The following is a 22,778-nucleotide window of genomic DNA, read 5'->3' on the forward strand; positions in this document are numbered from 1 at the left end:
TAGTTTACACCAAAACATTTGTTCTGTTTAGAGGGAATTTACGTTTGGAATGGATGCAAGCAAAAAAGGACCAATATTTCCACTCCAGCTGTTAAGCAAAATTTGTTACTCCTCTGCTTGATTTAGTCTCGAATAACTACTAATTTTCTACAAACAAGTCCGAAATCCTTCAAAATCTCCCAGGAAATCTTCGGCTTTCGACTAATTGAAAAAACGCTGTCGGATAAAAGCCGGCAGCGCATCTTCTTGTTATAATAATCAAATTTCCAGCAAATCAGACAAAATTCTGTGTGGTATTATTTCTGCTGAATTTGTAGACGGCAATTAAGAAGAAGGCAGCCGCAAAGGCAATGAGAATCAGCAGATGTAAAGATAACTCGCTAAACGAATGGCCTTCCTGCAGTTTGGTTAAGGTATCAAGTGTCCATCGCTGCGGTAGGAAGTTGGCTATTTTTTGCAGTGAAGTTGGCATTACTTCCACAGGCCAGAAGCATCCGGAAAGCATCACAGTTGGTGTGATAATTAAGTTTTGCAGGGCACTTGCGGCACTGCGGCTGTTTGAAAGCGAGATCATGACGAGCGATAGCCCGACGGCAATCAAGGAAAACAGGAACATGACGACTGCCGCTTCCCAATAAGCCATATTCAGGCCAATATGAAAGACGATTTTCATGACAGTTAATGTAATCACAACTTGAATGCACATTACAATCATGTTCACCAGCACATTCGCCAGTAAAAATTTTCTAGCATTAATCGGTGTCGATAATAACCGAAAATAGGTGCGTTTTTCTTTTTCCAGCAATATGATCTCGGACAGATTGGTTGCTGACATCAGCATGATCATGATTAAAAAACCAATCGTTTGATTTGTCATGTTCTTATTTTTCGATGTATCCGCTAATGAATGTGTCTCGAGCTTAAAGGCCGATTGCTGGTAGTCCTGAACCATTTGCCGAAAAGTTTGTTGATTTCCATCTGCCGCACGGCTAATCGTCGAGATATTTTCGATATATTGATATAAATAGGATTTTACGAATCCTGTAACTTGAGCACCTTTGATGGAGGTAATTTGGATATGGTCAGGGCTTCCCGCCAAGACACTGTCCGAATACCCCTTTTCAAAGGTAATGACGCTGTCGAGCTTACCGGAGACAATTTCTTTCTGAACGTTCCCGGCTTTCATTTCCGTCATCTTCACATTCTCTAACCCTGCTAAAAACTGGATCGTATCTGTGGTAATCTCACTTTTATCCTGGTTGACTACGCCGACATGCAGGAGCATTTTTTGATCACCGCCATAGACGAGCAGCGAAATAAAAATTCCGATTAATGGCATAAATAGATACATAATAATGTTTTTCTTTTTTCGAAACGTACCTTGTAATGTGTTTTGGATAAGCCAGAGGATATCCTTCATTATAACCCCTCCCTCCTTTGCAGTGAGATGATTGCCACTAGTAACAATAAGAATGATCCAATCAGATTGATACCGATCGCCGGAATGGCGGCAGCAAAGTCATTTGCATAAATGATTTTCGTTATAGCTGTATTCATCCAAGTTAACGGTGAAAGGTCGGTAATGAGCTTAAAAATTCCCTCGGGATTTTCAATTTTAAAATAGGCCCCGCCAAAAAAGGATGATAGCTGCACAAATAACATAATGATGACTTGAGGTGCCCCACTTGTTTTCGCTAGGAAACTAAGACCGATTCCGATACTAACCGCAAGCACCACCTCAGAAAGCAGCACTAGAAATACCAGCCCCAGATGGTTCCCCCAGTTGGCCTTGAAAAATAGTTTGCTAAACAGAATGACTAATATGACACACAACCCATTACTAATGAGACTCCCTAACACTTTTCCGATAAAGATTTCGCTTTTCCTTACTGGTGCGGCAATCAGACGATCGGCTGTCTTTCTAACGCGCTCACCAACAATTAACGAGCTCGCTGACATCGCTCCGTACAGAACAATCATCGTCGTAATGGCAATCGCATAATAATCCAACGACCCCGGCTTCTTTTCGGGATTTAGAGAGGTCTCCTTAATAAAATTTGCCTGGGTTCCACTCGTAAAGGCCTCCTCCAATTTATCAGGAGCAGTCTTCCTAATTTCAAAAGCAATATTGAATTTATCAACATAGGCAGTGAGCATGCCTTGGAGGATATTCGCGTTAATACTATTTCCATTGTTGATATACAACTGTACACCTTTATCACTCACTTCTATATATCCATCATAGGTATCTTGCTTCACTTCTTTTTTTCCGTCCATATTATCGGCGGCTTTCTTGAAATGAATCCCAGATGCTTCAGCGCCAGCCCTAAACTGCTGAAAGCTTCCTTCTTGTGTCGTATCTTTATATAAAACGTGGAGATCATCCACAGGAAGACTGCTTGTAAACGTGTTCGACAAGGCCGTTCCAAGAACAAGTATTAAGAGAATCGGAAAGGCTAACATAAAAAACAAGGTTCTTCTATCCCGGAAGTCTGATTTGATCCCCTTCCAGGCGATATGAAGTATATTCAAAGGTAATCCCCCTTATTGGTCCCGCAGATTTCTTCCGGTTAAGGTTAAAAATACGGTCTCTAAATTCGGTGCTTTCTCTTGTAAGGCGCGTATTTCAATATGGCTGTTAATAAAGTGCTCAATGATTTTATTTAGATTATTAACACCTGTATCCGAGTTGATTTTTATAAAATTTTCATCCACGACAACGGCTTCTACACCTGGGATATCTTTAATCGACTGAAGATTTATATTTTCGGTCGATTTGACCTCAATCCATAAGTCTTTTGTATTGGTAATGATCGATTTCAGTTGTTCCTTCGTACCCTCGGCAATGATTTTTCCGTGATCAATAATAGCGATCCGCGAACAGATCTCCTCCACTTCCTCCATATAATGGCTTGTATAAATGATGGTGCAGCCCATTTCATTTAACTTCCTAACGGATGCCAGGATGTAGTTCCGCGACTGCGGATCAATGCCCACCGTTGGTTCATCCATAATGATCAGCTTCGGCCGATGGGCGATGGCACAGGCAATATTTAAGCGGCGCTTCATCCCGCCGGAAAAACTTTTTGGGTAACTTTTATGTTTATCTTGAAGACCGACAAATTCTAACGCTTCCTCCACCCGATCATGTAGTTCCGCACCGCGCAAACCGTATAGCCCCGCAAAGAATTTTACGTTTTCATAGGCCGTCATGTCCTCATAGATCGCCAAATCCTGTGGAACCATGCCAAGGTTCATTTTAGCAAAACGGCTGTGTTTGGCCGCGTTTTTCCCAAGAATACGAATGAGCCCATCATTGCTTCGCAACAGTCCGGCGATCATATTAATTGTTGTACTTTTACCGGCACCATTTGCCCCAAGGAAACCAAAGATTTCCCCTTCGGCAACGGATAAGCTCATATTATCAACCGCAATAAAATCAGCGAATTTTTTTGTAACATTTTTTATCTCTAATACGTTCATCTTTTCACCTCAAGGTCGTTAGTATAGTTCAAGTATAAAAAAAAGAATGAACCTGCATAAGTGCAATCGTTCATTCTTTTCACATGAAGATATTCATATTGTCGATGTGGGATTCTCATATGGAGATGGGCAGGAGCGTGGTGACGGAGAAACCATGCGTACTGTCGACAATAATCTTCCCGTTGATTGCGGCAGTCCGCTCCTCCATCCCAATAAAGCCGAGCCCCTTCTTGATTGTCTTTGTTCCAGCGCCGTTATCCTTCACCTCGACCCTGACCAGCTTGTTTAATACCTTTAAGTCGATTGAAACAACGGTAGCCTGGGAATATTTCATGGCATTCGTGAGTGCCTCAGTGACATTCTCATGAATAATTTTCCACTGGATCGGCGAAATAATTCCTAAATTTCCTTCATACGTTAGCACCGTTTTGATGGGTTGTTTGGTATTAAAGTCATCGATCATCAGCTTCAAGCGGTGAATCCCTACTTGTTCGGTTGGGGGCTTCATATTTTTCAGTGTCAAGCGGATATTTTCGATGCCATCCTTTGAGATATTGATCGCATTTTGCAGCAGCTCGGCTGCCTTAGGTGGATCAGTTTCGATAAGTCGTTTGGCGGCTTCCATTTGAAAAAGGGCCCCAGTCATCGAGTGGCCGATTTTATCATGAATCTCCTGTGAAATTCGATTTCGTTCCTCTAATTTGAAGGTATATTCCGACTGCCTAATGTACTCGGTATTTTCATTTACGTGTTTGGTTAATTTCTGCATTGCTTTTCGCATTGAATCGATCTGCGCTTCATCCTTCACCAGCATCTTATTAAAGCTTGCGGTGACAGAATAGAGCATAAAGCAAAAGATGGCCACTAATCCGTACAACGGCTGAAACGATTCTTGTATATAAAGAATCGGGGCGATGGAAAGAAGCAGAACCGGTATTTTTTTTTCAAAAAATCCTGAGGCTAATTCTACTATCGATAATGGCAATGAGATACTAAATATTGGATGAACCATCAGACAGGCTACAATAGAAACGCCTATTGAGATAACGAGCAGAATTCGTTTGACAGTGGGTTGATTAAATAGATAAAGCGTGATATTGACACAGAAATAGCCAAGAAAGGTAAGAACCACTAAGGCGAAATGATCAATCTCCACCCGAACAAAATAAAAAGCAAGATAAAGTAAGAGTACTAGCTTTGTGCTAATCATCCAAAACTCCATCTTATTCCACTTTCCCCTTCAGGTAGAAGATCGCGATCTGGGTGCGGTGCTCAAGCCCAGTCTTATTTAAGATGGAAGTAATATAATTGGCCACCGTCCCTTCGGAAATAAACAATTGTTTCGATATCGCTTTATTGGAGAACCCCTTTGCAATCAGAGACATGATGTCTCGTTCTCTTTCGGTAAATTGGCTGAGGTCCATTTGCGTCTCTGCTGCCTTTTTTTCCGTAAGATTCGACTTTATTTTTTCTAAAATCACATCCTGAATGATGCTGTTTCCGTTATAAACACTCTTTATGGCATCACGAATTTGTTCAGGGTCATTATTTTTCAATAAATAGCCCTTCGCCCCGTTTTTGATCGCATCGAGAATATATTCATCATCATCAAAGGTGGTCAAGATGAGGGGCTTTGTGCTGGTTTGCTCGGTAATCAATTTCGTAGCCTCAACCCCATTCATATTGGGCATGCGTACATCCAGCAGGGCTACATCGACTGAATTTTTCAAGCAATAGTCAACTGCCTCTTTTCCATCATTCACCGTATCAAGTACGTCAAACTCTGCATATGTATGGAGGATAATTTTCAAACCTTCGCGAATAAAGGAGTTGTCATCCGCAATAATGACCTTTATTTTCATATGTCCCTAACCCCCTTCCTCATTTTCACTGCTTTACCCGCTATTATAGCAAGAAAAAGGGCTGTCAGCATCATCCTACTAATCATCTATCCAGATTCTTTGTATATCGACAATTTGGGAAATGACTGTATCAAAAAATTTTATTTTCTACAAAGAAATCTGAAATCCTTCAATATCTCCTGGGAAATTTTTTATTTTTCGACAAATACGATTGAAAGTAGATGAAGTGAAAAAGAGCAGTGAGATTGATCTCACTGCTCAACTTTCTTTAGTTGGTTAGAGCCCGCCTTATGCTAGCACGGCGGAAAGGCTTTTTGCTACTTCTGCCACTTTTGCTAAACCTTCTGCAATAATGGTTTCAGCTTGTGCTGGGTTAGCATTGTGACCTTCGATGATGACTTCATTAACGATTTGCATACCGAAAACGCCGCCAAATACATTTTTCATATAAGTTGCCGCCATTTCCATTGGGGCTGCTTCTGGTGTGGAATAAATGCCGCCGCGTGCACTGAGAATTACAGCCTTTTTATCAGTCATTAAGCTGACTAATTGGCCATTTTCATCGTATTTGAAGGCAAAACCTGATGCATATACATAGTCAACAAATGTTTGTAATTTAGCTGGGATGGTTAAGTTCCACAATGGGAAAGCAAATACAACGACATCTGCCGCTGATAGAGCATCCATTGCTTTTTGCTTCGCTGCTAAAATACGTTGCTCAACATCCATTAACTCTTCGCCAGACTGCATTTTTCCAAAAGCGTTGAATAAATCCTGGCCAAAGTAAGGCATATCCTCTGCAAATACATCGTAGGTCGTAACGTTCACACCTTCTACGTTCTCCATGAAAGTCTCATACATTTTACTAGACACAGCTTGAGAAGATGGACGGTTATTTGCTTTTACTACTAATATGTTCATTTATTTTAATCTCCCTTAGTTATCTTGGTTGTGATTATCTCGAATTCATATTATATGAATTTAAAAATTATTTCAATCAAAATGATTTGGAAACAGCGGAAACTTTTCCCCTGTTTCAAATGGACAGAGAGACTTCGGTTTTCTCATTTCTTTTTTGTCTGACAACCCATCCCCGTTCCTCTCGACCTGATCTGGCAAAGATTTCACCATTTCAAAGAGTAAGCAATTCTTGTCATAAAAAAGCGAAATTAGGAATAGATATAGATCACTAAATTTTTTAAAAAAATGGATGGTGAAATAAAAATGGAAATGAATGAAGTGCTATACGAGGGTAAGCTTTACGCGGTGATCTATAAGTATACCTCAGGTTATTTGGAAATTCGGGAGAAGAGCAATAGATTTCATATCGAATTAGTTCACGAATCTGATGTACAAAACGTGTCTGAAATGCCGTATGTTCAAGAAGTGTAGGTTCCAGGGGCAAAGGTGCATGCACGGTACTAGTAATTTTAAAAAAGAGGCTGTTCCCCACCGGAACTAGCCTCTCTCCCTTTAACTGATTTTCTCATGATCTAAAATTCCATCCATATTCGACAAACTTACAGACGTGCTGGGCGCGGGCAGCCTTGGGAACCTAATCGTAAAGGCCGTCCCCTGCCCTAGATGGCTTTCTACCGAAATGACTCCTTTCATGGCGTGAATAAGTTGAAAGGAAATGGTTAATCCCACACCGGTCCCCTTTTCTTTTGTTGTATAAAAAGGCGTCCCTAATCTGGCTAGCTGGCTCTTGGTCATCCCTTTGCCACTGTCAATGATCTGGATAACAATCTCTCCGCCCTCTTCAAAGGTATCAACATGAAGATCCCCACCTGTCTCCAATGCTTCAATGCCATTTTTGATAATATTGACTAAAACCTGTTTCACTTCACCTTTATTTCCTTTTATGTAAAGCCCATCTTGCACATTCATTCGAATCGAAATATTTTGGATATTCGAATATGAAGTCATAAGTGCGACCGTCTTCTTCACCTCTTCAGAAATATCGACAATCGTCAAACCTTCCGTGTTCGGTTTGGCTAGGGACAGATAATCATTGATGATGGATTGCGCATGGTCTAGTTCCGTTATAGCAATCTCAATATACTGTTTCTGTTCATTTTTTAAATTCTCGTCTTCTTGCATTAACTGTAAGAAGCCACGAACAGAGGTTAACGGATTTCTGACTTCATGGGCAACCGAGGCGGACAACTGACTAATTACATTTAATCGTTCATCTTTCTGTAATCTCTCCCGCATTTCGGCCTGCTGATTGACATTTTCCATGATAAAAACAACCATCACCAAGCAAATCCATGTGATAAAATAAAACACAAACATAAAGGGAATTTGCGCCAATTGATTCTTTGTCAGTAGCGTGAGGATGACAATGATCGTGTTAGCCCAGAACACCAAACTAACAAACATCAACTTATTTTTCTTTTTAAAAAGCTCATATTGATCTTGCATCAAAATGAAAACGATGCAAGAAAGCGAATAATTGATCAAAACGATATAAAAGCCATCTCCGCCAATGAAATAACGGTATCCTAAAAGAACCGCCGCACTTAGTAAACCTGGAAAGGTTCCACCATACACAAATGCAATAATAAAGGGGACAATTCTGAAATCATATATATACCCCGTAGAAAACTTCACTGGGAATGACATCGCAAGTACTAGAATCATAATCAGGATGAAGGAAAGTTTTGATAGAGGTTTTCTCCGCTCACTGTCTTGTTCATGAAAAAATAAATGATAGACGGAGATGGGCAAGAGGACACTAACGACTTGATATAAAAGAATGTCAACATCTAGATTCATAGAAAAACTCCTTGGCTTTATGATCAATCAAGGTAAACTATCCCATTCATGTATATTCTATTATAAAAAATTATTTAAATCATGTAAATTTTAAAAATAGTAAGGCAATAAGGCAGGGGACGGTTCTTGCGCTTCACAGAGTACCAGGAAATGATGCAGGAGAACCGTCCCTTGCTTTAAATGCTTTTTTCACCTTTCACACCATTGATGGAGTAGCTTACGGTGATTTCTGCGTTTAAGGAATGGGACACGGAACAATATTTATCCTTTGATAGTTGGATGGCTCGGATCACCTTATCTTCCGGCAAGTCTCCGTCGAATGCATAATGAATGGTAATGGCCGTGAACCGCTTGGGATGCTCTTTGGCACGTTCACCTGTAACATCCATTTGGAAGGAAGATGGCTCAAGGCGCATTTTATGCAAAATGGAGATGATGTCCATTCCTGTACAACCCGCAACCGCCTGTAATAGTAATTCTGTCGGTCTTGGGCCGCCGTTCTCTCCCCCTACTTCTGATGCTGCATCCATGTTAAATTCATGGCCGGATGGAGCAACACCCCCAAATGCCATTTTCCCTTTCCAGTTAATTGTAAAATCCATTTTCAACCCCCTTTCATTTTTTATCATAACCAATTGAATCCGACCTTATTTTTTCTCACTAATAAAATCCTTGTCATTTCAACTATAGTATACTATGATTAATTTTAGCATATTATCTACATATCGTTTATTTATTCGAAAATAAAACTATATATTGTATTTACCTTAGGAAAAGATGCCGCTAGCGGCTTAAAAGGGAATCCGGTGTGAATCCGGAGCTGCCCCCGCAACTGTAAATGCTGACGAAATGAGCAAACCACTGTATGAGAGAGTTTATGAACATAGACGCTTATATGGGAAGGGCTCAGAAGTAGGACGAAGCATAAGTCAGGAGACCTGTCTTTCTTAAGTAGTTTCACCTCTTCGGGGACTTAAGAGGATGAACGGTGGCAGCACAAGGCAGCTTTTATTTTTCCTTTTGTGTAGTGTTCCGTTTCATCCGCTCAGGATTTCCCGAGTGGATTTTTTTATTGAAGGAGATAGATTTATGACCACGAAGGTAAATGATGAAATGCAACTGGTACTAGATTGTATCAAACAAGCTTCAGAGAAATACCAATTAGATACGAAGGTACTTGAAAAACAAATCAGTGAATGGGATGCGGCAGACGCCTGCCAGCAAGCGCTTCTCTATGCTGTCAATCAGATTGCAATGGACCAGCCAAATTGGACGTTTGTCGCGGCCCACTTATATTTGAATGAATTATACCAACAGGCGGCAACGAACCGCGGTTATGAGCGCCAGCTGAAATACGGGGATTTTTTTCACCTCATTAAACAATTAACGGAAATCGGCATATATTCTACCCATCTACTAGGCAGTTATACAAAAAGGGAAATCGATGAATTTGCGAAAGAGATCGACGCTGAGCGGGATGGCCTTTTTACCTACATCGGTCTATTTTTACTGGCAGACCGCTACCTTGCCCACGATCATGAGCGAAAGGTGTATGAGTTGCCACAAGAGCGATTTATGATCATTGCGATGACGATCATGCAAAATGAACATCCATCTAAACGGTCCCACCTAGTAAAAGAAGCCTATTGGGCACTTAGCAATCTCTATATGACCGTTGCCACACCAACACTCGCGAATGCCGGCAAACGTTTCGGCCAGCTTTCCTCCTGTTTTATCGATACGGTCGACGATTCGCTCGACAGCATTTATTTAAATAACTGGGATATTGCCCGGTTAAGTAAAGATGGCGGCGGGATTGGGCTCTATTACGGAAAGGTCCGTGCCCTCGGCTCCGATATTAAAAAATTCAAGGGCAACTCTTCGGGGGTTGTGCCGTGGATTAAGCTTGTCAATGATACAGCTGTCAGCGTCGATCAGCTGGGGCAGCGCCAAGGCGCCATTGCCGTGTACTTGGATGTTTTTCATAAAGATATCATGAACGGGTTTCTTGATTTGAAAACGAATAATGGCGATGAGCGCCGCAAAGCCCATGATATTTTTACCGGCGTGGCCATCCCCGATCTGTTTATGAAAAAACTGCAGGAAACTGACGAGTATGGCAGAAGTATCGGCGAGTGGCACACGTTTTGCCCGCATCAGGTGAAGCAGTGCATGGGCTGGAAGGATGCAAACGGGGAGCCCCTTGGACTCGAGGATTTTTATGATGAAACCGACAATCTTTATTTTTCCAAAAAATATGAAGAAGCTGCAGCACACCCGCTCCTGCCCCGAAAAACGTACAGGGCAATGGATATCATGGCGCGGATCATGGTGTCACAGTTGGAAACCGGTACTCCCTATATGTTCTACCGAGATGAAGTAAACCGGCAAAATCCGAATAAGCATCTTTCCGGCGCTGGGCGCACCTCGATTTACTGCAGCAACCTCTGCACGGAAATTGCACAAAATATGTCGGCCACAACCATTATCAACGAGTATCAAGATGAGGAAGGAAACATTGTCATCGTTCGCAGGCCTGGTGATTTCGTGGTTTGCAATCTATCTTCTATTAATCTTGCAAAGGCGATTCCGGCCGGGGTGGTAGAACGATTAATCGGCATTCAAGTAAGAATGCTGGATAACGTCATCGATTTCAATACCATTTCGGTGGGACAGGCACAGGTAACCAATCAAAAGTTCAGAGCCATCGGCCTCGGAACATTCGGCTGGCATCATCTGCTTGCCCTAAAAGGCATTCACTGGGAATCCGAAGCTGCGGTTGAATTTGCCGACCAACTGTATGAGGATATTGCCTACTACACCATTCGTACCTCTAAGGAATTGGCGGTTGAAAAAGGAGTCTATCGCGCGTTTGAAGGCTCCGAGTGGCAAACGGGTGCCTATTTTTCGCGGAAAGATTATCGTTCTGACCGGTGGCTGAAGTTAGCAACGGACATTGCTGAACACGGGATCCGCAATGGCTGGTTAATGGCAGTTGCACCTAACTCTTCTACAGCGAAAATCGGCGGCTCTACGGATGGAATTGACCCGATTTATTCCGTTGAATATGCGGAGGAGAAGAAAAATTTTAAATTCAAAGTCACAGCACCGGATTTAACGCATCGAACCTATCCCTATTACCGCCGGGCGCGACATGAATTGGATCAGGTATGGAGCATTAAACAAAATGCCGCCCGCCAGCGCCACATTGACCAGGGGATCAGCTTTAATCTGTATGTCCGCCATGATATTAAAGCAAGGGATTTATTAAATTTACATATGGAAGCTTGGCGGCATAGACTAAAGACTACGTATTACGTTAGAAGCACATCGCAAGCGGAAATTACCGAATGTGAGGCGTGTCAAAGTTAGCTTCGACATTTAATGAGGCTGTATTCGTAAAAAAGTCGGAGTTAATCTGATCTATCAGCGCATTTAAAAATGCAACAAACTTTTATAAAAGAGCCCATAATGAACAAGGAGGTTTTTTCAAATGGATCCCCATGCACCATTAGCAAAAATAAAACTATTAAACCCACAGTTTCCTAATAAATCAACCGGAATCATCAACGGTGAGTCCTCTGGCCTGCTTAACTGGAATGATATCGCCTATCCGCAGATGTACGGCTTTTATCAGACCCTATTGGGCAATTTTTGGAAGGCCCAAGAGATCAATATGCAGGATGACATTAAACAATGGGACACACTCAGTGCAACAGAAAAGGATGTTTTTCTAAGAATTAACACCCAGCTGGCATCGCTCGACAGTTTGCAGACACCAACGATGATGCAGGTGATGGATTATGTGACGGATTCCAGCTTTAAATCGATCATTGCCGTCATTGCCCAGCAGGAGGCGGTGCATACTGAATCGTATTCATACATTCTTAGCTCCCTTGTCTCTTTAAGTGAGCAGAATGCTCGGTTCAATCAAGCAAAAAGTGACCCGATCGTGCAGAAGCGGAATCACTTGATCCTACAGGCATATGAGTGTTTCCGCGAGAATCCGACGCCACAGCATTTGTTTCAGTTGGCGGTGAACTCGATTAATCTTGAGGGGATTTATTTTTATGCAGGTTTTGCCTTTTTCTATCATCTTGCCCGCCAGCAGAAAATGCTGAAAACGAGCACGATGATTAGCTATATCCAACGGGATGAAATGCAGCACGCCTATTTCATTGCTCAATTTATCCGGATACTGCTGACCGAGAATCCTGAATTGAATCATCAGGAAAATATCCAGTATATCTATCAAACCATTGAACAAGCTGTCGAATTAGAAAAGGAATGGGCCGCTTTTATTCTCAGGGATATTACGGGGATTGATTTGGACGAATATAATGGCTACACGGAATACTTGGCAAATAAGCGTTTGCGCCAGCTTGGATTAGCGAATTTATATGAAGACCGCAGCAACCCGATGCCATGGATTCATGTGTTTAGCGATGAAATGATGAACGGCACCAAGTCGGATTTCTTTGAGCAAAAATCACGGACCTATGCGAAGGTATCACAATCGAACGGATTCGATGAACTATGAAACTAGCCATCGTGTATACCTCGAAAACAGGGAATACAGAAGATCTAGTCCAGTTCATAAGAGATTTATTTTTAGAGAAAAGGATCATGGCGGAACTTTTTCGGATTGAGGATGTTCCCGTAGTGAAGCTATTTACCTTTGATGCGGTCATTATTGGTACGTACACATGGGGTGATGGGGAGATTCCAGTTGAAATGCTCGCGCTTTACCACGCATTTGAAACCGAGGAGGTAGACCATATCGTGACCGGTATAATCGGAAGCGGGGATAGCTTTTACCCTCAATTTTGCGGTGCAGTCGATGCTTTCAGGGACATGCTCTATGTTCAAAGTCGCTTGGCGGCCACCCTGAAAATCGAAGTCGCCATGCAAGTGGCAGACCAAGAACGCTGCAGTAGATTTGTTGATATCATTTGGAATAAAATTGAAAATGGTGCCTGACACCAAATGAAAGGAAAAAAGCATTCCGCAAAAAATAGGACTTTTTTGTGGGATGCTTTAGCTTGATGTATGTAGGTTATGGTTTTTCATAGGTATTATGCTTGTTGTTCCTTTTGATTTAAAAAGGCTTGAATGGATTGAATGGATAATCCCAATTCTTTTGCCTCTAAAATGAGTTTCAACCATTCTTCGTCAATGTCCATCATTTCCTTGTCTACCGTTAACATTCTTATCACCCCTAAAATACAATCGTATTCCAGGTAACCCGGCCATCATAGCAAGCAACCACCTGCCTTAGATCCGCGGCTTTGCGTCCCCTTTTTTCAAAAGGTTTGCCTTTTTCTGCCCCTAATCCCAATGAAACGACACCATCTTATCATTTCTGCTCAAACCCCATAGGGCCATATACTCACTCTTGAGTGTTATATTTATTATACCTAGTCCCAATTAATCATTTTGTTACATTTTGTCGATTTGCTTCATTTCTTCCATTTTTTTATTTTTACATATTTCTACAAAAAAACAGATTTCCCCCCATACCCAAACAGTAAAAATGGAACAGTGAATATGGAGTCGAAGAATATGTTCTTTATAGTGAACCAATGTATCGAGTATAAAACAAAATACCGTATTAGAAAAACCCGATAAACAGGCATTTTCGCCCGAATAAGTGCAATTATTGTTCTTTTTATCGCCCATTCCCCTGTTTTCTCATAATTTGCACTTTTCTAAGAACTAACTGCTCATTATTTCAAGTAGGATCCTCGAATTAAAGTTTGCTTTTTTCTATCATTTTACCTATATTTTTGTTAATCTACTAAATGAACGTGGTACGAAACGACTACCTCTGCACATGTGCAACGTAATTTAAATTCAAAATAGAGCACTCGAAGAAGCAATGACTTTAGTAGGCAAATACAAGCGACATAAAATAATGGAAGAAAAAAATAGATTCAATCACTTATAGGGGGTTTTTCGAGAAGCAAACTACATGCCTTTGTATTAATGAATAATTTTGCTAATAAGCATCTAATAAAGTATAAAGAGCATCAGGTATAGAATAACCAGTCAGTGGCTACGCCGATAACAGTGAATCTGCCATGAAAGCTTATGGGAAAAATAAAGGAATATTGGGAATGAATGTAACGTAAACTTCCACAATTTTTTTGTATCCACACTTCCTTTTTTTTGCTATTCTATATGGTAGATGTAAAATAATTGTATATTTTTTGGAGGAATTGTCGAATGAGGACTGCTAAAAAGAAGAAAAGAAAGTGGCTAAGGGTAACAGGAATTATCTTGTTGGTTCTACTAGTTGCCGGTGGTGCCTATGCCTTCACCGTCTATAAATCTTTTAAAAATGCCGTAGATACGATGCACCAGCCAATTGACCGGAAACAATCCGAAAAGCGCCAAGAACCAGTAAAGTTCAAGGAAAAAGACCCATTTTCTGTATTGATGTTAGGAGTCGATGAACGTAAAGGTGACAAAGGCCGTTCCGATACCATGATCGTATTAACGGTTAATCCGAACAACAATTCAGTCAAAATGCTCAGCATTCCACGTGACACCCGTACGGAAATCGTTGGAAAGGGAAAAGAAGATAAGATTAATCACGCCTATGCCTTTGGTGGGATTCCGATGTCAATGGATACGGTTGAAAACTTCCTTGATATTCCAATTGATTATTATATGCAGGTGAATATGGAAGGATTTAAGGATATCGTCAATGCGGTGGGCGGCATTACCGTCCAGAATGATTTAGACTTTACACAAGATGGATTCCATTTTACAAAAGGACCCTTAACACTAAATGGTGATAAGGCCTTAAGTTACACACGTATGCGATACGAGGACCCTAGAGGGGACTTTGGTCGTCAAACCAGACAGCGTCAAATCATTCAAGGGGTCATTCAAGAAGGAGCAAGTGTATCAAGCTTGACTAACTTCTCAGATATCTTCGCTGCCCTTGGCAAAAACGTAAAGACGAACCTAACGTTTGATCAACTAATGGACATTCAAAAGAATTACAAAGAAGCAGGCAAGAACATTCAGCAAATGGAAATAAAAGAACAAGGAACAAAGATTAATTCAATTTATTATGGATTAGTGTCACCCGAAGAGAAGCAAAGAGTCCAAAATGAATTAAAAGCACAATTAGAACTGAACTAAAGGTAGCAAAAGCTGAATGGATAATGGGTCCATTCGGCTTTTTTCTATTAATACGGAGAATTGACAGTAAACATAAATCATTTCCGATAAATTAGAAAATCAAATTGAGCAACATTCCGTTTTACGATATATTAAATCTATACTATCAAAATATAATGAAAAGTCTAAAATTGACAAAAGAAATAATGTAATCAATCTCTGAACTATTTTGAGGATGATTTGAATGGAGGCTTTTACCAGGTTGAGTAATTTAATGAAAAATTAACCTACTATCCATTTTTAAGGAGCGAATGCCATGAAAACCGTGTATGACTTTCAAGTAAAAATGCCGAATGGTGAAGAAAAATCATTGCAAGAGTACGAGGGCAAACCATTAATTATCGTCAATACAGCCAGCAAATGCGGGTTTACTCCCCAATTTACAGGACTTCAGAAATTATATGATACCTATCATGAGCGCGGGTTGGAGATTTTAGGCTTCCCATGTTCCCAGTTCAACAATCAGGAATTTGCTGAAATCGATAAAACAACTGAATTTTGCCAGATTAACTACGGGGTTACCTTTCCTATTTTTGCAAAGATTGACGTAAACGGCCCTTTTTCGGACCCCCTATTCAAGTATTTAAAGGAACAAAAGACGGGACTTCTATCCCCGCGGATTAAATGGAACTTTACCAAATTCCTTGTCGACCGTAACGGCCAGGTAATCAAACGCTATGCGCCAACGGTGGATCCGAGTAGTATCGAGGCGGATTTAGTAAAGATATTGGCTTAAGCTTAAGAGCTTTCCTTCGCGGAAAGCTCGTTTTTTATTCCACTCCCTGCTTCAAAACGGATTATAAAACCGATTGCCGTCATGAAAGGTGATAGAAAGTGAAGCCCCCAAAATCAGAATGAATAGAATAATAGTAACAATATCTATTTTTTGAAAAGGACGTGCGCGATACCAGGTGCGCCTTTTGTTTTTTCCAAAGCCGCGCAGTTCCATCGCATTACTGATGATTTCGATCTTATCAAGACTTGAAAGAATAAGCGGGATGATGATCGAGGCGGCATTTTTGATCCGCTTCGGTAGTTTTTCCTTACGCGACATATCCATTCCCCGTGCCTGCTGGGAAAGCGCAATCGTCCGAAAATCCCGTTGAATATCAGGAATATAGCGTAGCGCCAGTGCGACAGCATAAGAAATTCGGTAGCTGATGCCGACGCGGTTTAACGATGCAGCAAATTCACTCGGGTTGGTGGTCACGATAAACAAGATCGCCGCCGGAATGACAGTGAAATATTTAAGCGTGACATTCATTTGGTAAAATAGCTGCTCTAGCGTAAGCGAATAGCGCCCGCCACCGATGTCTACCAGCACATGGCTCGTACCATAAATCGCCACACCCTCTTGCGGTGAAAACACATAGATGGCTAGATTATTAATCATGAGAAAAGATAGTATAAATAAGAGGACAAAAGCTACTTCCTTCAGCTTTACCTTGGAAACGATAAAAACGCCTACACTTAATAGAAGAAGAAAGACCAAAACACGCGTGTCATAGGTGAGCATCGCAATTGTCGACCAAGTTATAAAACAAATCAGCTTGGTAACACCGGTAAGCCTGTGGACCGGTGATTGCCGCTCAATATAGGAAAGCATCTCTACTGCCATTTCTGCCTCACCCCTCGATCATACGCAATAAATCGCCGGACAAACTCCTTCGTTTCATTAATTCCCGCTCGCTCCGCCAGTTTAAAAAGGGAGGTTTCCTTTAGGTTTGCCTGTTCGATCATCGCAGAATCGGCCAATACGTGAATCGCTGTGTCATCGGCTATTTTTCTCCCGCCTGCCATCACAATCGCCCGCGGTGTGTATTCGAGCATGAGATGCATATCATGAGTAATCATGATGATTGTGACCCCATGTCGGTTGAGTTCCACCAAGAATTCCATTATGTCAGTATAATGGCGAAAGTCCTGCCCTGCCGTCGGTTCATCGAGAATCAGCACCTCTGGTTCTAAAACCAAGATCGAAGCAATCGTCACCCGCTTTTTCTGGCCAAAGCTTAGCGCCGAAATCGGCCAGTTTCGAAACGGATACAAGCCGCAAATTTTCAACGTCTTTAGGACACGCTCTTTTATTTCGTCCTCCGGGATACCGCGAATGAAAAGACCCAGCGCCACCTCATCAAAGATCATTTGCTTGGAAATCATCTGATTCGGATTTTGCATCACCATGCCAATCCGTGCTGCCCGTTCTTTAATGCTATCGCCGCTGCTATCCTGGCCGCGATAATAAATTCCTCCTGCGCTCGGCTTCTCAAAGCCACAGATTAATTTGGACAATGTCGATTTGCCGGCGCCATTTTTTCCCACAATACAGACCATTTCTCCTTTTTCAATTGAAAAAGAAACATCATGAATGGTCTCTTGTCCAGGTTTGTACCCAAATGTGATATCCTTTACTTCCAAAATAACCTCTGCTTTCACTCTTGGCTGCGGGGAGTTCACTTTTGTAAACCAGTCTACCAACTGAGATTTGCAGCTTTCGACTTGGAAGCTATCAAGATGGGCAGGCTTCATTTCCGGCGTGATCGCACACCCGGCATATTTGGCTGCTTTCACATATAAGGGCTCGCGGACAGAACACCGCTCCAACAGCGGTGAAGCCAATAATTCATCGGGAGTCATGTCACCGATAATCCTGCCTTCATCTATGACAATGATGCGGTCAACCGAGCAATGTAAGACATCCTCTAGGCGGTGCTCAATAATCACGACTGTTTTGTTTGTTTTCTTTTGAATCTGGTCAATGAGTTCAATTGCATATTTTCCTGTTGCCGGATCAAGATTGGCAAGCGGCTCATCGAATAACAGTACCTCAACGTCATCGACCATGACACCCGCGAGCGAGACCCGTTGCTTTTGTCCCCCAGAAAGATGATGGAGCGAGGAATCCAAATACTCCTCCATTTCGACCATTTTCACAACGTCTCCAACCTTTTCAAGCATTTGTGGTTGTGGTGCACAATCATTTTCGAGCGCAAATGCGATATCTTCTGCAACCGTAAGTCCAATGAATTGTCCATCAGGATCTTGGAGAACGGTCCCTACCTTTTTGGAAAGTGTGAAAATATCAAGGTCCATTGTATCCTCACCATTGATTTTCAAACTTCCGGACACATTTCCTTTATACGAAAAGGGAACAAGGCCATTGAGACAATGACCAAGTGTGCTTTTTCCAGACCCAGAAGGGCCGACAATCAGAACCTTTTCTCCTTGGTGTATCGTTAAATTGATCTCATACAAGGTTGGTGCCGTCTGACTGCTATATTGAAAACTATAATTCTCAAATTGAATAACTGGTATTTTCATAAAATTTCTCCTAGGGATTGTTGCTTTTTGGAATTCGCTCATTGCATGATAAAATTCGCTCATTGAACAGAGGAATTCGCTCATTGCATGATAAAATTCGCTCGTTGAACAGCGAAATTCGCTCATTGCATGATAAAATTCGCTCATTGAACAGCGAAATTCGCTCATTGCATGATAAAATTCGCTCGTTGAACAGCGAAATTCGCTCATTGAGGGATTAAATAGTTAAATAAATTATGAAATATATATAGTAGTGGTGTAAATTTACACCTTTTCAGAGAGCCAATTTGATTTATCAGCGAATCGAACCACTATATCAGCGAATCCAATAGCACAACAAACTTTTTATAACAACACCTAAACATCTTTCGTTAAACTGCCGCTTTGACTGCGGCTTTTTGCATAAATGCTTAGCAGTAACGTGCCTAGGACAGCGACCGTTACCATGTTTAAACCCCCGGCGACAAGGCCTTGTAAATAAACCTTGTTCACTGGTTCAGCATAAATCAATACATCCAATGTTGGCGCAATCACGAACCAGCCAATCGCTTGGACGACGATCTGAACCACGTTAAAGAGAATAATCTTTTTTACCGTAAAAGCACCCGATTCAATCTGGATTTTCTTCGCTGCCAGGCCAATTAAGAAACCGACGATCCCCGAGACAACCACCCAGCTCCACCACGGCGTTCCGTAGAAGATCGCATCCTTTAAGGCATGGCCGATTAACCCAATCAAGCCACCGGCAACGGGTCCGAAGATAATAGCCATTAACGCCAAAAAGCCATAGGAAGTATCAAAGTTTGTATTCGGAACCCCAGTTGGAATCGCCGCAAATCTTCCCAAAATCACGAATACAGCTGCTCCGATGCCAATGGCCACAATCGTTTTAATTGATAATTGACTTCTTTTCATTTTCTAAAACCCCCTTGTGATTAAAGTTTTCGGATGATGATTTTCCAAGAAGCCCCCGTTTCAATATGATACGCCTTGGCAAAAGATCCTTGGTTTAGCGCCACGCCAATTTTGTCGAGTGAATTCACATAGAGTAATGGTTCCCCTAAATGAATATCAGCGAAGGTCCGGCCAAAGGTCATGATATTTTTATAGACTTGGCGGGTATCATTTTCAATGGTCACCTCAAAGGAATCGCCATATCCGGCAGATAAATCTTTAAAAAGGACGCGGTCAATATTAGTCCATAAATTCCCGAATCGTATGTCTAAAATATCGATGTGACCGGTTAGGACTTGATTGGTGATGCTTGGCTCCGCCATGGGCAGCTCAATAAGGGAATCCACCGGCACCTCGGGACCTACCTGCTCAAATGGAATCAGGTTGGAAGCAAGCCGTGCTCCGGTAAAGGCATAAACATCACGTCCATGAAACGTATAGGATTCACCGGAGCGTGGCAGGCGATTGATCGTCTCATCAATGATTCTCGCTTCGGCAATGCCCATACATTTTTTCAAATGGGTAAGCGTCCCGTTATCCGGAGTAATAATAAACTGACCTAACGCCGTTTTCACGGCAATACTTCTCCGTTCAGAGCCAACACCCGGATCCACAACTGAAACAAATACCGTGCCAGCCGGCCAATAAGAAACCGTCTGGTATAAGCGGTAGGAGCCTTCCCAAATATGATATTGCGGGATGTCATGGGTTAGATCAAAAATCCGAATGGCCGGATTCACTCCAATTGCCACACCATACATCGCACTGACAGCACCATCACTTATACCAAAATCAGTTTGCAACACGAGATTGTTATTCATTATATTTGCCTCCTCCGTTTTATATTCTTGAAGCAGGGGACGGTTCCCACTGCTTCCCACATCCCAACAAAAAAACCACGCCCCTATCCATTTAAAGAAAATAGATAAGGACGTGGTTGTTCGCCACGTGGTACCACCTTAATTCACTGTTTGCTCACACAAAACAGCCTCTGCAAGTACGCAAGCACAAATGCTGCTCTTCATACTGTGGTTTGGATAACGAGTACCAACTCTCGTCGGAACCTACTCCAATCTAGTGGGATTGTTTCAGCCCGAAGCTCTGAGGCCATTCTTCGGATTCGTATTTTTGCTTCTTTTCAGCTCCCGAAGCTCTCTGTGTAAAATACCCGAATCGTACTTTCCCTCTTCATCGCCACGTAATTATCAGAAATTTATAAAAATTATATTATTTATCCTTTAAATAGTCAAGCGTCTACTTGTCAGAGAATACCTTTTCCCATTAAGCGCATTCACTGTATTCCTAACTTCATAACCTAATAACAAAATGAAGCAGAGAACCGTCCCCTGCTTCTCCGCTTAGCCCACGTTGAGCATTCTGTATTGGGCTTTTATTAGTTCATAGTAAGCTCCTTGTTCTGCCATTAATGTGTTGTGGTTTCCATGTTCCAGGATATTTCCGTGGTCGAGGACAATGATTTTATCTGCTTCTCTAATGGTGGATAATCTGTGGGCAATCATGATGGCTGTTCTGCCTTTTAATAACGTTTTTAAGGCTTTTTGTATTTTTACTTCTGCTTCCGTGTCAATGCTTGCTGTTGCTTCATCTAGAATAAGAATTTTCGGATCAGCCAACAGCGCTCTTGCAAAGGAAAGCAGTTGGCGTTCTCCAACAGATAAGGCGTTTCCGCGCTCTTCCACCTCTGTCAGATAACCATTTGATAACTGGTTGATAAATTCATCCGCACCCACTGCCTTCGCCGCGGCCATCACCTCTTCATCACTTGCCTCGGGATTGCCAAAGCGGATATTCTCCTGGATCGTCCCCGAAAAAATAAACGTATCCTGCAGCACGGCACTAATTTGCGAACGCAGGCCTGGGATGGACAATTCTTGAATGGGATGACCATCAATTTTGACAACTCCCGCGGTCGCATCATAAAAACGGCTGACTAAATTCGCAATGGTTGTCTTTCCGGATCCAGTATGCCCAACCAGTGCCGCGGTTTCACCTGCTTTTATCGAAAAAGAAACCCCATTTAACGCCTTCCGTGTGGCATCATAAGAAAATTCGACATCCACAAAATCGATATCCCCTTTGATGGACGGAAGTGCCCGTGGTTTTGCGGCCTCTGCCACAAGCGGCTTTTCATCTAAAAACTCAAAAATCCGCTCCGATGAAGCCATCCCGATCAGAAGTTGGTTATACAACTGTCCAAGCCTGGAAATGGGTTCCCAAAACATGCCTAAATAAAAGGCAAAGGATACGAATTCTCCAATCGTACATGCACCACCAGAAACAAGATAGGCCCCGTACCAAATTAGGATTGCCGTCCCCACCGCATTGGTCATCTCGACAAAAGGGCCAAACATCGCATTTTTTTGAACGGCCTGCTTCCAATTTTCATAATTATCATGGTTAATTCCTTTAAAAAATTGAATGTTTTCCTTTTCCTGGCTAAATGCCTGTGTAACCCGAATTCCTTGTATACTTTCATTTAAATGGGAATTCATTTTTGACTGAATCAGCCGAACCTCCTGCCACGACATCCGGATTTTTTTTCTAAGGCTAGTGGAAATGAAAAACATAATCGGCAAAATAACCATAATCGCAATGGTGAGTTTTGCGTTCAAGGAAAACAAAATAAAAATGGTAGCAAACAAAAGCAGAAAATCGGTTAATAGATTAATCACACCACTTGTAAACAATTCCTGCAGGGAGTTAATATCATTCATAATCCGTACCAGAATAGAACCGGCCGACCGCTGGTCAAAGAATCTATGCGATAAGGACTGGACATGTGTGAATAAATGCTTTCGTAAGTCATAAATAACATTTTGCCCAAGCTCGTTCATCCAGCGGATTCGTAGTAAATTGACGACATACGATACGAGATAAAGCACCGAAATAATGAAAACAAGCTTCATTAATAATGGCGTATCTTTTTCAATAATCGCCTTATCAAGGGTGTAAACGCCAATCAAAATCGGAATAAGTAAACGGATGGCGGTTGAGATGATGACCGTGATAAACGAAAGAGGCAGTAACGTTTTGGCATAGGGTTTTAGATATTGCAATAATCGCCACATTTGTTTCCAGTTGAATGATTTATCAATCACTTGATCCTGTGAGTAATGGAACCTCTCCACGATCAGTTGTTTCTTTTGATCCTTTTCCATGATCCAC

General features: G+C 41.8%; 19 protein-coding genes, 2 riboswitches and 1 other annotated feature. Of the genes, 5 read left to right on the forward strand and 14 right to left on the reverse strand.

The window, feature by feature from the left end; all coding sequences use genetic code 11:
• Nucleotides 1–274 precede the first annotated feature (274 nt).
• The 8 genes from RCG19_RS06745 to RCG19_RS06780 form a co-directional block, all read right to left on the reverse strand.
• Complete coding sequence (locus RCG19_RS06745) at nt 275–1,420, reverse strand: ABC transporter permease (RefSeq protein WP_308110190.1); 1,146 nt, start codon at nt 1,418–1,420, stop codon at nt 275–277.
• Nucleotides 1,420–2,532: an ABC transporter permease gene (locus tag RCG19_RS06750; protein WP_308110191.1), complete on the reverse strand. Its 1,113-nt coding sequence runs from the start codon at nt 2,530–2,532 to the stop codon at nt 1,420–1,422. The genes RCG19_RS06745 and RCG19_RS06750 overlap by 1 nt, the downstream gene beginning before the upstream one ends.
• A 12-nt stretch (nt 2,533–2,544) precedes the next feature.
• A complete protein-coding gene (locus RCG19_RS06755) occupies nt 2,545–3,483 on the reverse strand; it encodes an ABC transporter ATP-binding protein (RefSeq protein ID WP_308110192.1) in 939 nt (312 codons plus the stop codon).
• A 115-nt stretch (nt 3,484–3,598) separates the two neighbouring features.
• Nucleotides 3,599–4,705, reverse strand: a complete 1,107-nt coding sequence (locus RCG19_RS06760) for a sensor histidine kinase (RefSeq protein WP_308110193.1) — start codon at nt 4,703–4,705, stop codon at nt 3,599–3,601.
• 1 nt (nt 4,706) lies between these two features.
• The gene (locus RCG19_RS06765; RefSeq protein ID WP_308110194.1) at nt 4,707–5,345 is read right to left on the reverse strand and encodes a response regulator; all 639 of its coding nucleotides are present in this window, start codon (nt 5,343–5,345) and stop codon (nt 4,707–4,709) included.
• Between the two features lie 288 nt (nt 5,346–5,633).
• The gene (locus RCG19_RS06770; RefSeq protein ID WP_308110195.1) at nt 5,634–6,266 is read right to left on the reverse strand and encodes an FMN-dependent NADH-azoreductase; all 633 of its coding nucleotides are present in this window, start codon (nt 6,264–6,266) and stop codon (nt 5,634–5,636) included.
• A gap of 552 nt (nt 6,267–6,818) precedes the next feature.
• Nucleotides 6,819–8,126 (reverse strand): ATP-binding protein, encoded by a 1,308-nt coding sequence (locus RCG19_RS06775; protein WP_308110196.1) that lies wholly within the window; start codon nt 8,124–8,126, stop codon nt 6,819–6,821.
• A gap of 176 nt (nt 8,127–8,302) precedes the next feature.
• Nucleotides 8,303–8,728, reverse strand: a complete 426-nt coding sequence (locus RCG19_RS06780) for an OsmC family protein (protein ID WP_308110197.1) — start codon at nt 8,726–8,728, stop codon at nt 8,303–8,305.
• A gap of 156 nt (nt 8,729–8,884) precedes the next feature.
• A riboswitch (cobalamin riboswitch) is annotated at nt 8,885–9,087 on the forward strand.
• Between the two features lie 128 nt (nt 9,088–9,215).
• Here RCG19_RS06780 and RCG19_RS06785 point away from each other — a divergent pair.
• The 3 genes from RCG19_RS06785 to RCG19_RS06795 all read left to right on the forward strand — a co-directional run bounded on the left by RCG19_RS06785 (nt 9,216) and on the right by RCG19_RS06795 (nt 13,106).
• Nucleotides 9,216–11,498, forward strand: coding sequence for a ribonucleoside-diphosphate reductase subunit alpha (locus tag RCG19_RS06785; protein WP_308110198.1), 2,283 nt, complete (start codon nt 9,216–9,218; stop codon nt 11,496–11,498).
• Nucleotides 11,499–11,619: 121 nt separating this feature from the next.
• Nucleotides 11,620–12,666 (forward strand): ribonucleotide-diphosphate reductase subunit beta, encoded by a 1,047-nt coding sequence (locus tag RCG19_RS06790; RefSeq protein WP_308110199.1) that lies wholly within the window; start codon nt 11,620–11,622, stop codon nt 12,664–12,666.
• Nucleotides 12,663–13,106: a flavodoxin domain-containing protein gene (locus RCG19_RS06795; RefSeq protein ID WP_308110200.1), complete on the forward strand. Its 444-nt coding sequence runs from the start codon at nt 12,663–12,665 to the stop codon at nt 13,104–13,106. The genes RCG19_RS06790 and RCG19_RS06795 overlap by 4 nt, the downstream gene beginning before the upstream one ends.
• A gap of 95 nt (nt 13,107–13,201) precedes the next feature.
• On the opposite strand, the gene sinI is transcribed toward RCG19_RS06795, so the two are convergent.
• Nucleotides 13,202–13,333, reverse strand: coding sequence for a DNA-binding anti-repressor SinI (gene sinI, locus RCG19_RS06800; protein ID WP_308110201.1), 132 nt, complete (start codon nt 13,331–13,333; stop codon nt 13,202–13,204).
• 29 nt (nt 13,334–13,362) lie between these two features.
• Nucleotides 13,363–13,453, reverse strand: a riboswitch (cyclic di-GMP riboswitch).
• Nucleotides 13,454–14,351: 898 nt separating this feature from the next.
• Here sinI and RCG19_RS06805 point away from each other — a divergent pair.
• Together RCG19_RS06805 and RCG19_RS06810 are read left to right on the forward strand one after the other, a co-directional pair.
• Entirely contained in the window at nt 14,352–15,278 is a 927-nt protein-coding gene (locus RCG19_RS06805) for a polyisoprenyl-teichoic acid--peptidoglycan teichoic acid transferase TagU (protein WP_308110202.1), read from the forward strand.
• A 295-nt stretch (nt 15,279–15,573) separates the two neighbouring features.
• Complete coding sequence (locus tag RCG19_RS06810) at nt 15,574–16,053, forward strand: glutathione peroxidase (protein ID WP_166240410.1); 480 nt, start codon at nt 15,574–15,576, stop codon at nt 16,051–16,053.
• A gap of 51 nt (nt 16,054–16,104) precedes the next feature.
• Here RCG19_RS06810 and RCG19_RS06815 read toward each other — a convergent pair whose 3' ends face one another.
• The 5 genes from RCG19_RS06815 to RCG19_RS06835 form a co-directional block, all read right to left on the reverse strand.
• Nucleotides 16,105–16,935, reverse strand: coding sequence for an energy-coupling factor transporter transmembrane component T family protein (locus tag RCG19_RS06815; RefSeq protein WP_308110203.1), 831 nt, complete (start codon nt 16,933–16,935; stop codon nt 16,105–16,107).
• Complete coding sequence (locus RCG19_RS06820) at nt 16,926–18,638, reverse strand: ABC transporter ATP-binding protein (protein WP_308110204.1); 1,713 nt, start codon at nt 18,636–18,638, stop codon at nt 16,926–16,928. Before RCG19_RS06820 ends, RCG19_RS06815 begins: the two co-directional genes overlap by 10 nt.
• 357 nt (nt 18,639–18,995) lie before the next feature.
• Nucleotides 18,996–19,553, reverse strand: coding sequence for an ECF-type riboflavin transporter substrate-binding protein (locus tag RCG19_RS06825; protein WP_308110205.1), 558 nt, complete (start codon nt 19,551–19,553; stop codon nt 18,996–18,998).
• A 20-nt stretch (nt 19,554–19,573) separates the two neighbouring features.
• On the reverse strand, nt 19,574–20,413 hold the full coding sequence (locus RCG19_RS06830) for an SAM hydrolase/SAM-dependent halogenase family protein (protein WP_308110206.1): 840 nt from the start codon (nt 20,411–20,413) through the stop codon (nt 19,574–19,576).
• Between the two features lie 103 nt (nt 20,414–20,516).
• Nucleotides 20,517–20,793 (reverse strand) — a binding site (T-box leader).
• Between the two features lie 157 nt (nt 20,794–20,950).
• Nucleotides 20,951–22,771 (reverse strand): ABC transporter ATP-binding protein, encoded by a 1,821-nt coding sequence (locus RCG19_RS06835; RefSeq protein WP_308110207.1) that lies wholly within the window; start codon nt 22,769–22,771, stop codon nt 20,951–20,953.
• Nucleotides 22,772–22,778 lie beyond the last annotated feature (7 nt).

The organism is Neobacillus sp. OS1-2 (assembly GCF_030915505.1).
Taxonomy (GTDB): Bacteria; Bacillota; Bacilli; order Bacillales; family Cytobacillaceae; genus Neobacillus.

Coding starts and splice junctions, on each gene's coding strand:
- RCG19_RS06745 (WP_308110190.1), bottom strand. CDS start 1,420: ATGAAGGATATCCTCTGGCTTATCCAAAACACATTACAAGGTACGTTT.
- RCG19_RS06755 (WP_308110192.1), bottom strand. CDS start 3,483: ATGAACGTATTAGAGATAAAAAATGTTACAAAAAAATTCGCTGATTTT.
- RCG19_RS06760 (WP_308110193.1), bottom strand. CDS start 4,705: ATGGAGTTTTGGATGATTAGCACAAAGCTAGTACTCTTACTTTATCTT.
- RCG19_RS06765 (WP_308110194.1), bottom strand. CDS start 5,345: ATGAAAATAAAGGTCATTATTGCGGATGACAACTCCTTTATTCGCGAA.
- RCG19_RS06770 (WP_308110195.1), bottom strand. CDS start 6,266: ATGAACATATTAGTAGTAAAAGCAAATAACCGTCCATCTTCTCAAGCT.
- RCG19_RS06775 (WP_308110196.1), bottom strand. CDS start 8,126: ATGAATCTAGATGTTGACATTCTTTTATATCAAGTCGTTAGTGTCCTC.
- RCG19_RS06780 (WP_308110197.1), bottom strand. CDS start 8,728: ATGGATTTTACAATTAACTGGAAAGGGAAAATGGCATTTGGGGGTGTT.
- RCG19_RS06785 (WP_308110198.1), top strand. CDS start 9,216: ATGACCACGAAGGTAAATGATGAAATGCAACTGGTACTAGATTGTATC.
- RCG19_RS06790 (WP_308110199.1), top strand. CDS start 11,620: ATGGATCCCCATGCACCATTAGCAAAAATAAAACTATTAAACCCACAG.
- RCG19_RS06795 (WP_308110200.1), top strand. CDS start 12,663: ATGAAACTAGCCATCGTGTATACCTCGAAAACAGGGAATACAGAAGAT.
- sinI (WP_308110201.1), bottom strand. CDS start 13,333: ATGTTAACGGTAGACAAGGAAATGATGGACATTGACGAAGAATGGTTG.
- RCG19_RS06805 (WP_308110202.1), top strand. CDS start 14,352: ATGAGGACTGCTAAAAAGAAGAAAAGAAAGTGGCTAAGGGTAACAGGA.
- RCG19_RS06810 (WP_166240410.1), top strand. CDS start 15,574: ATGAAAACCGTGTATGACTTTCAAGTAAAAATGCCGAATGGTGAAGAA.
- RCG19_RS06815 (WP_308110203.1), bottom strand. CDS start 16,935: ATGGCAGTAGAGATGCTTTCCTATATTGAGCGGCAATCACCGGTCCAC.
- RCG19_RS06820 (WP_308110204.1), bottom strand. CDS start 18,638: ATGAAAATACCAGTTATTCAATTTGAGAATTATAGTTTTCAATATAGC.
- RCG19_RS06825 (WP_308110205.1), bottom strand. CDS start 19,553: ATGAAAAGAAGTCAATTATCAATTAAAACGATTGTGGCCATTGGCATC.
- RCG19_RS06830 (WP_308110206.1), bottom strand. CDS start 20,413: ATGAATAACAATCTCGTGTTGCAAACTGATTTTGGTATAAGTGATGGT.
- RCG19_RS06835 (WP_308110207.1), bottom strand. CDS start 22,771: ATGGAAAAGGATCAAAAGAAACAACTGATCGTGGAGAGGTTCCATTAC.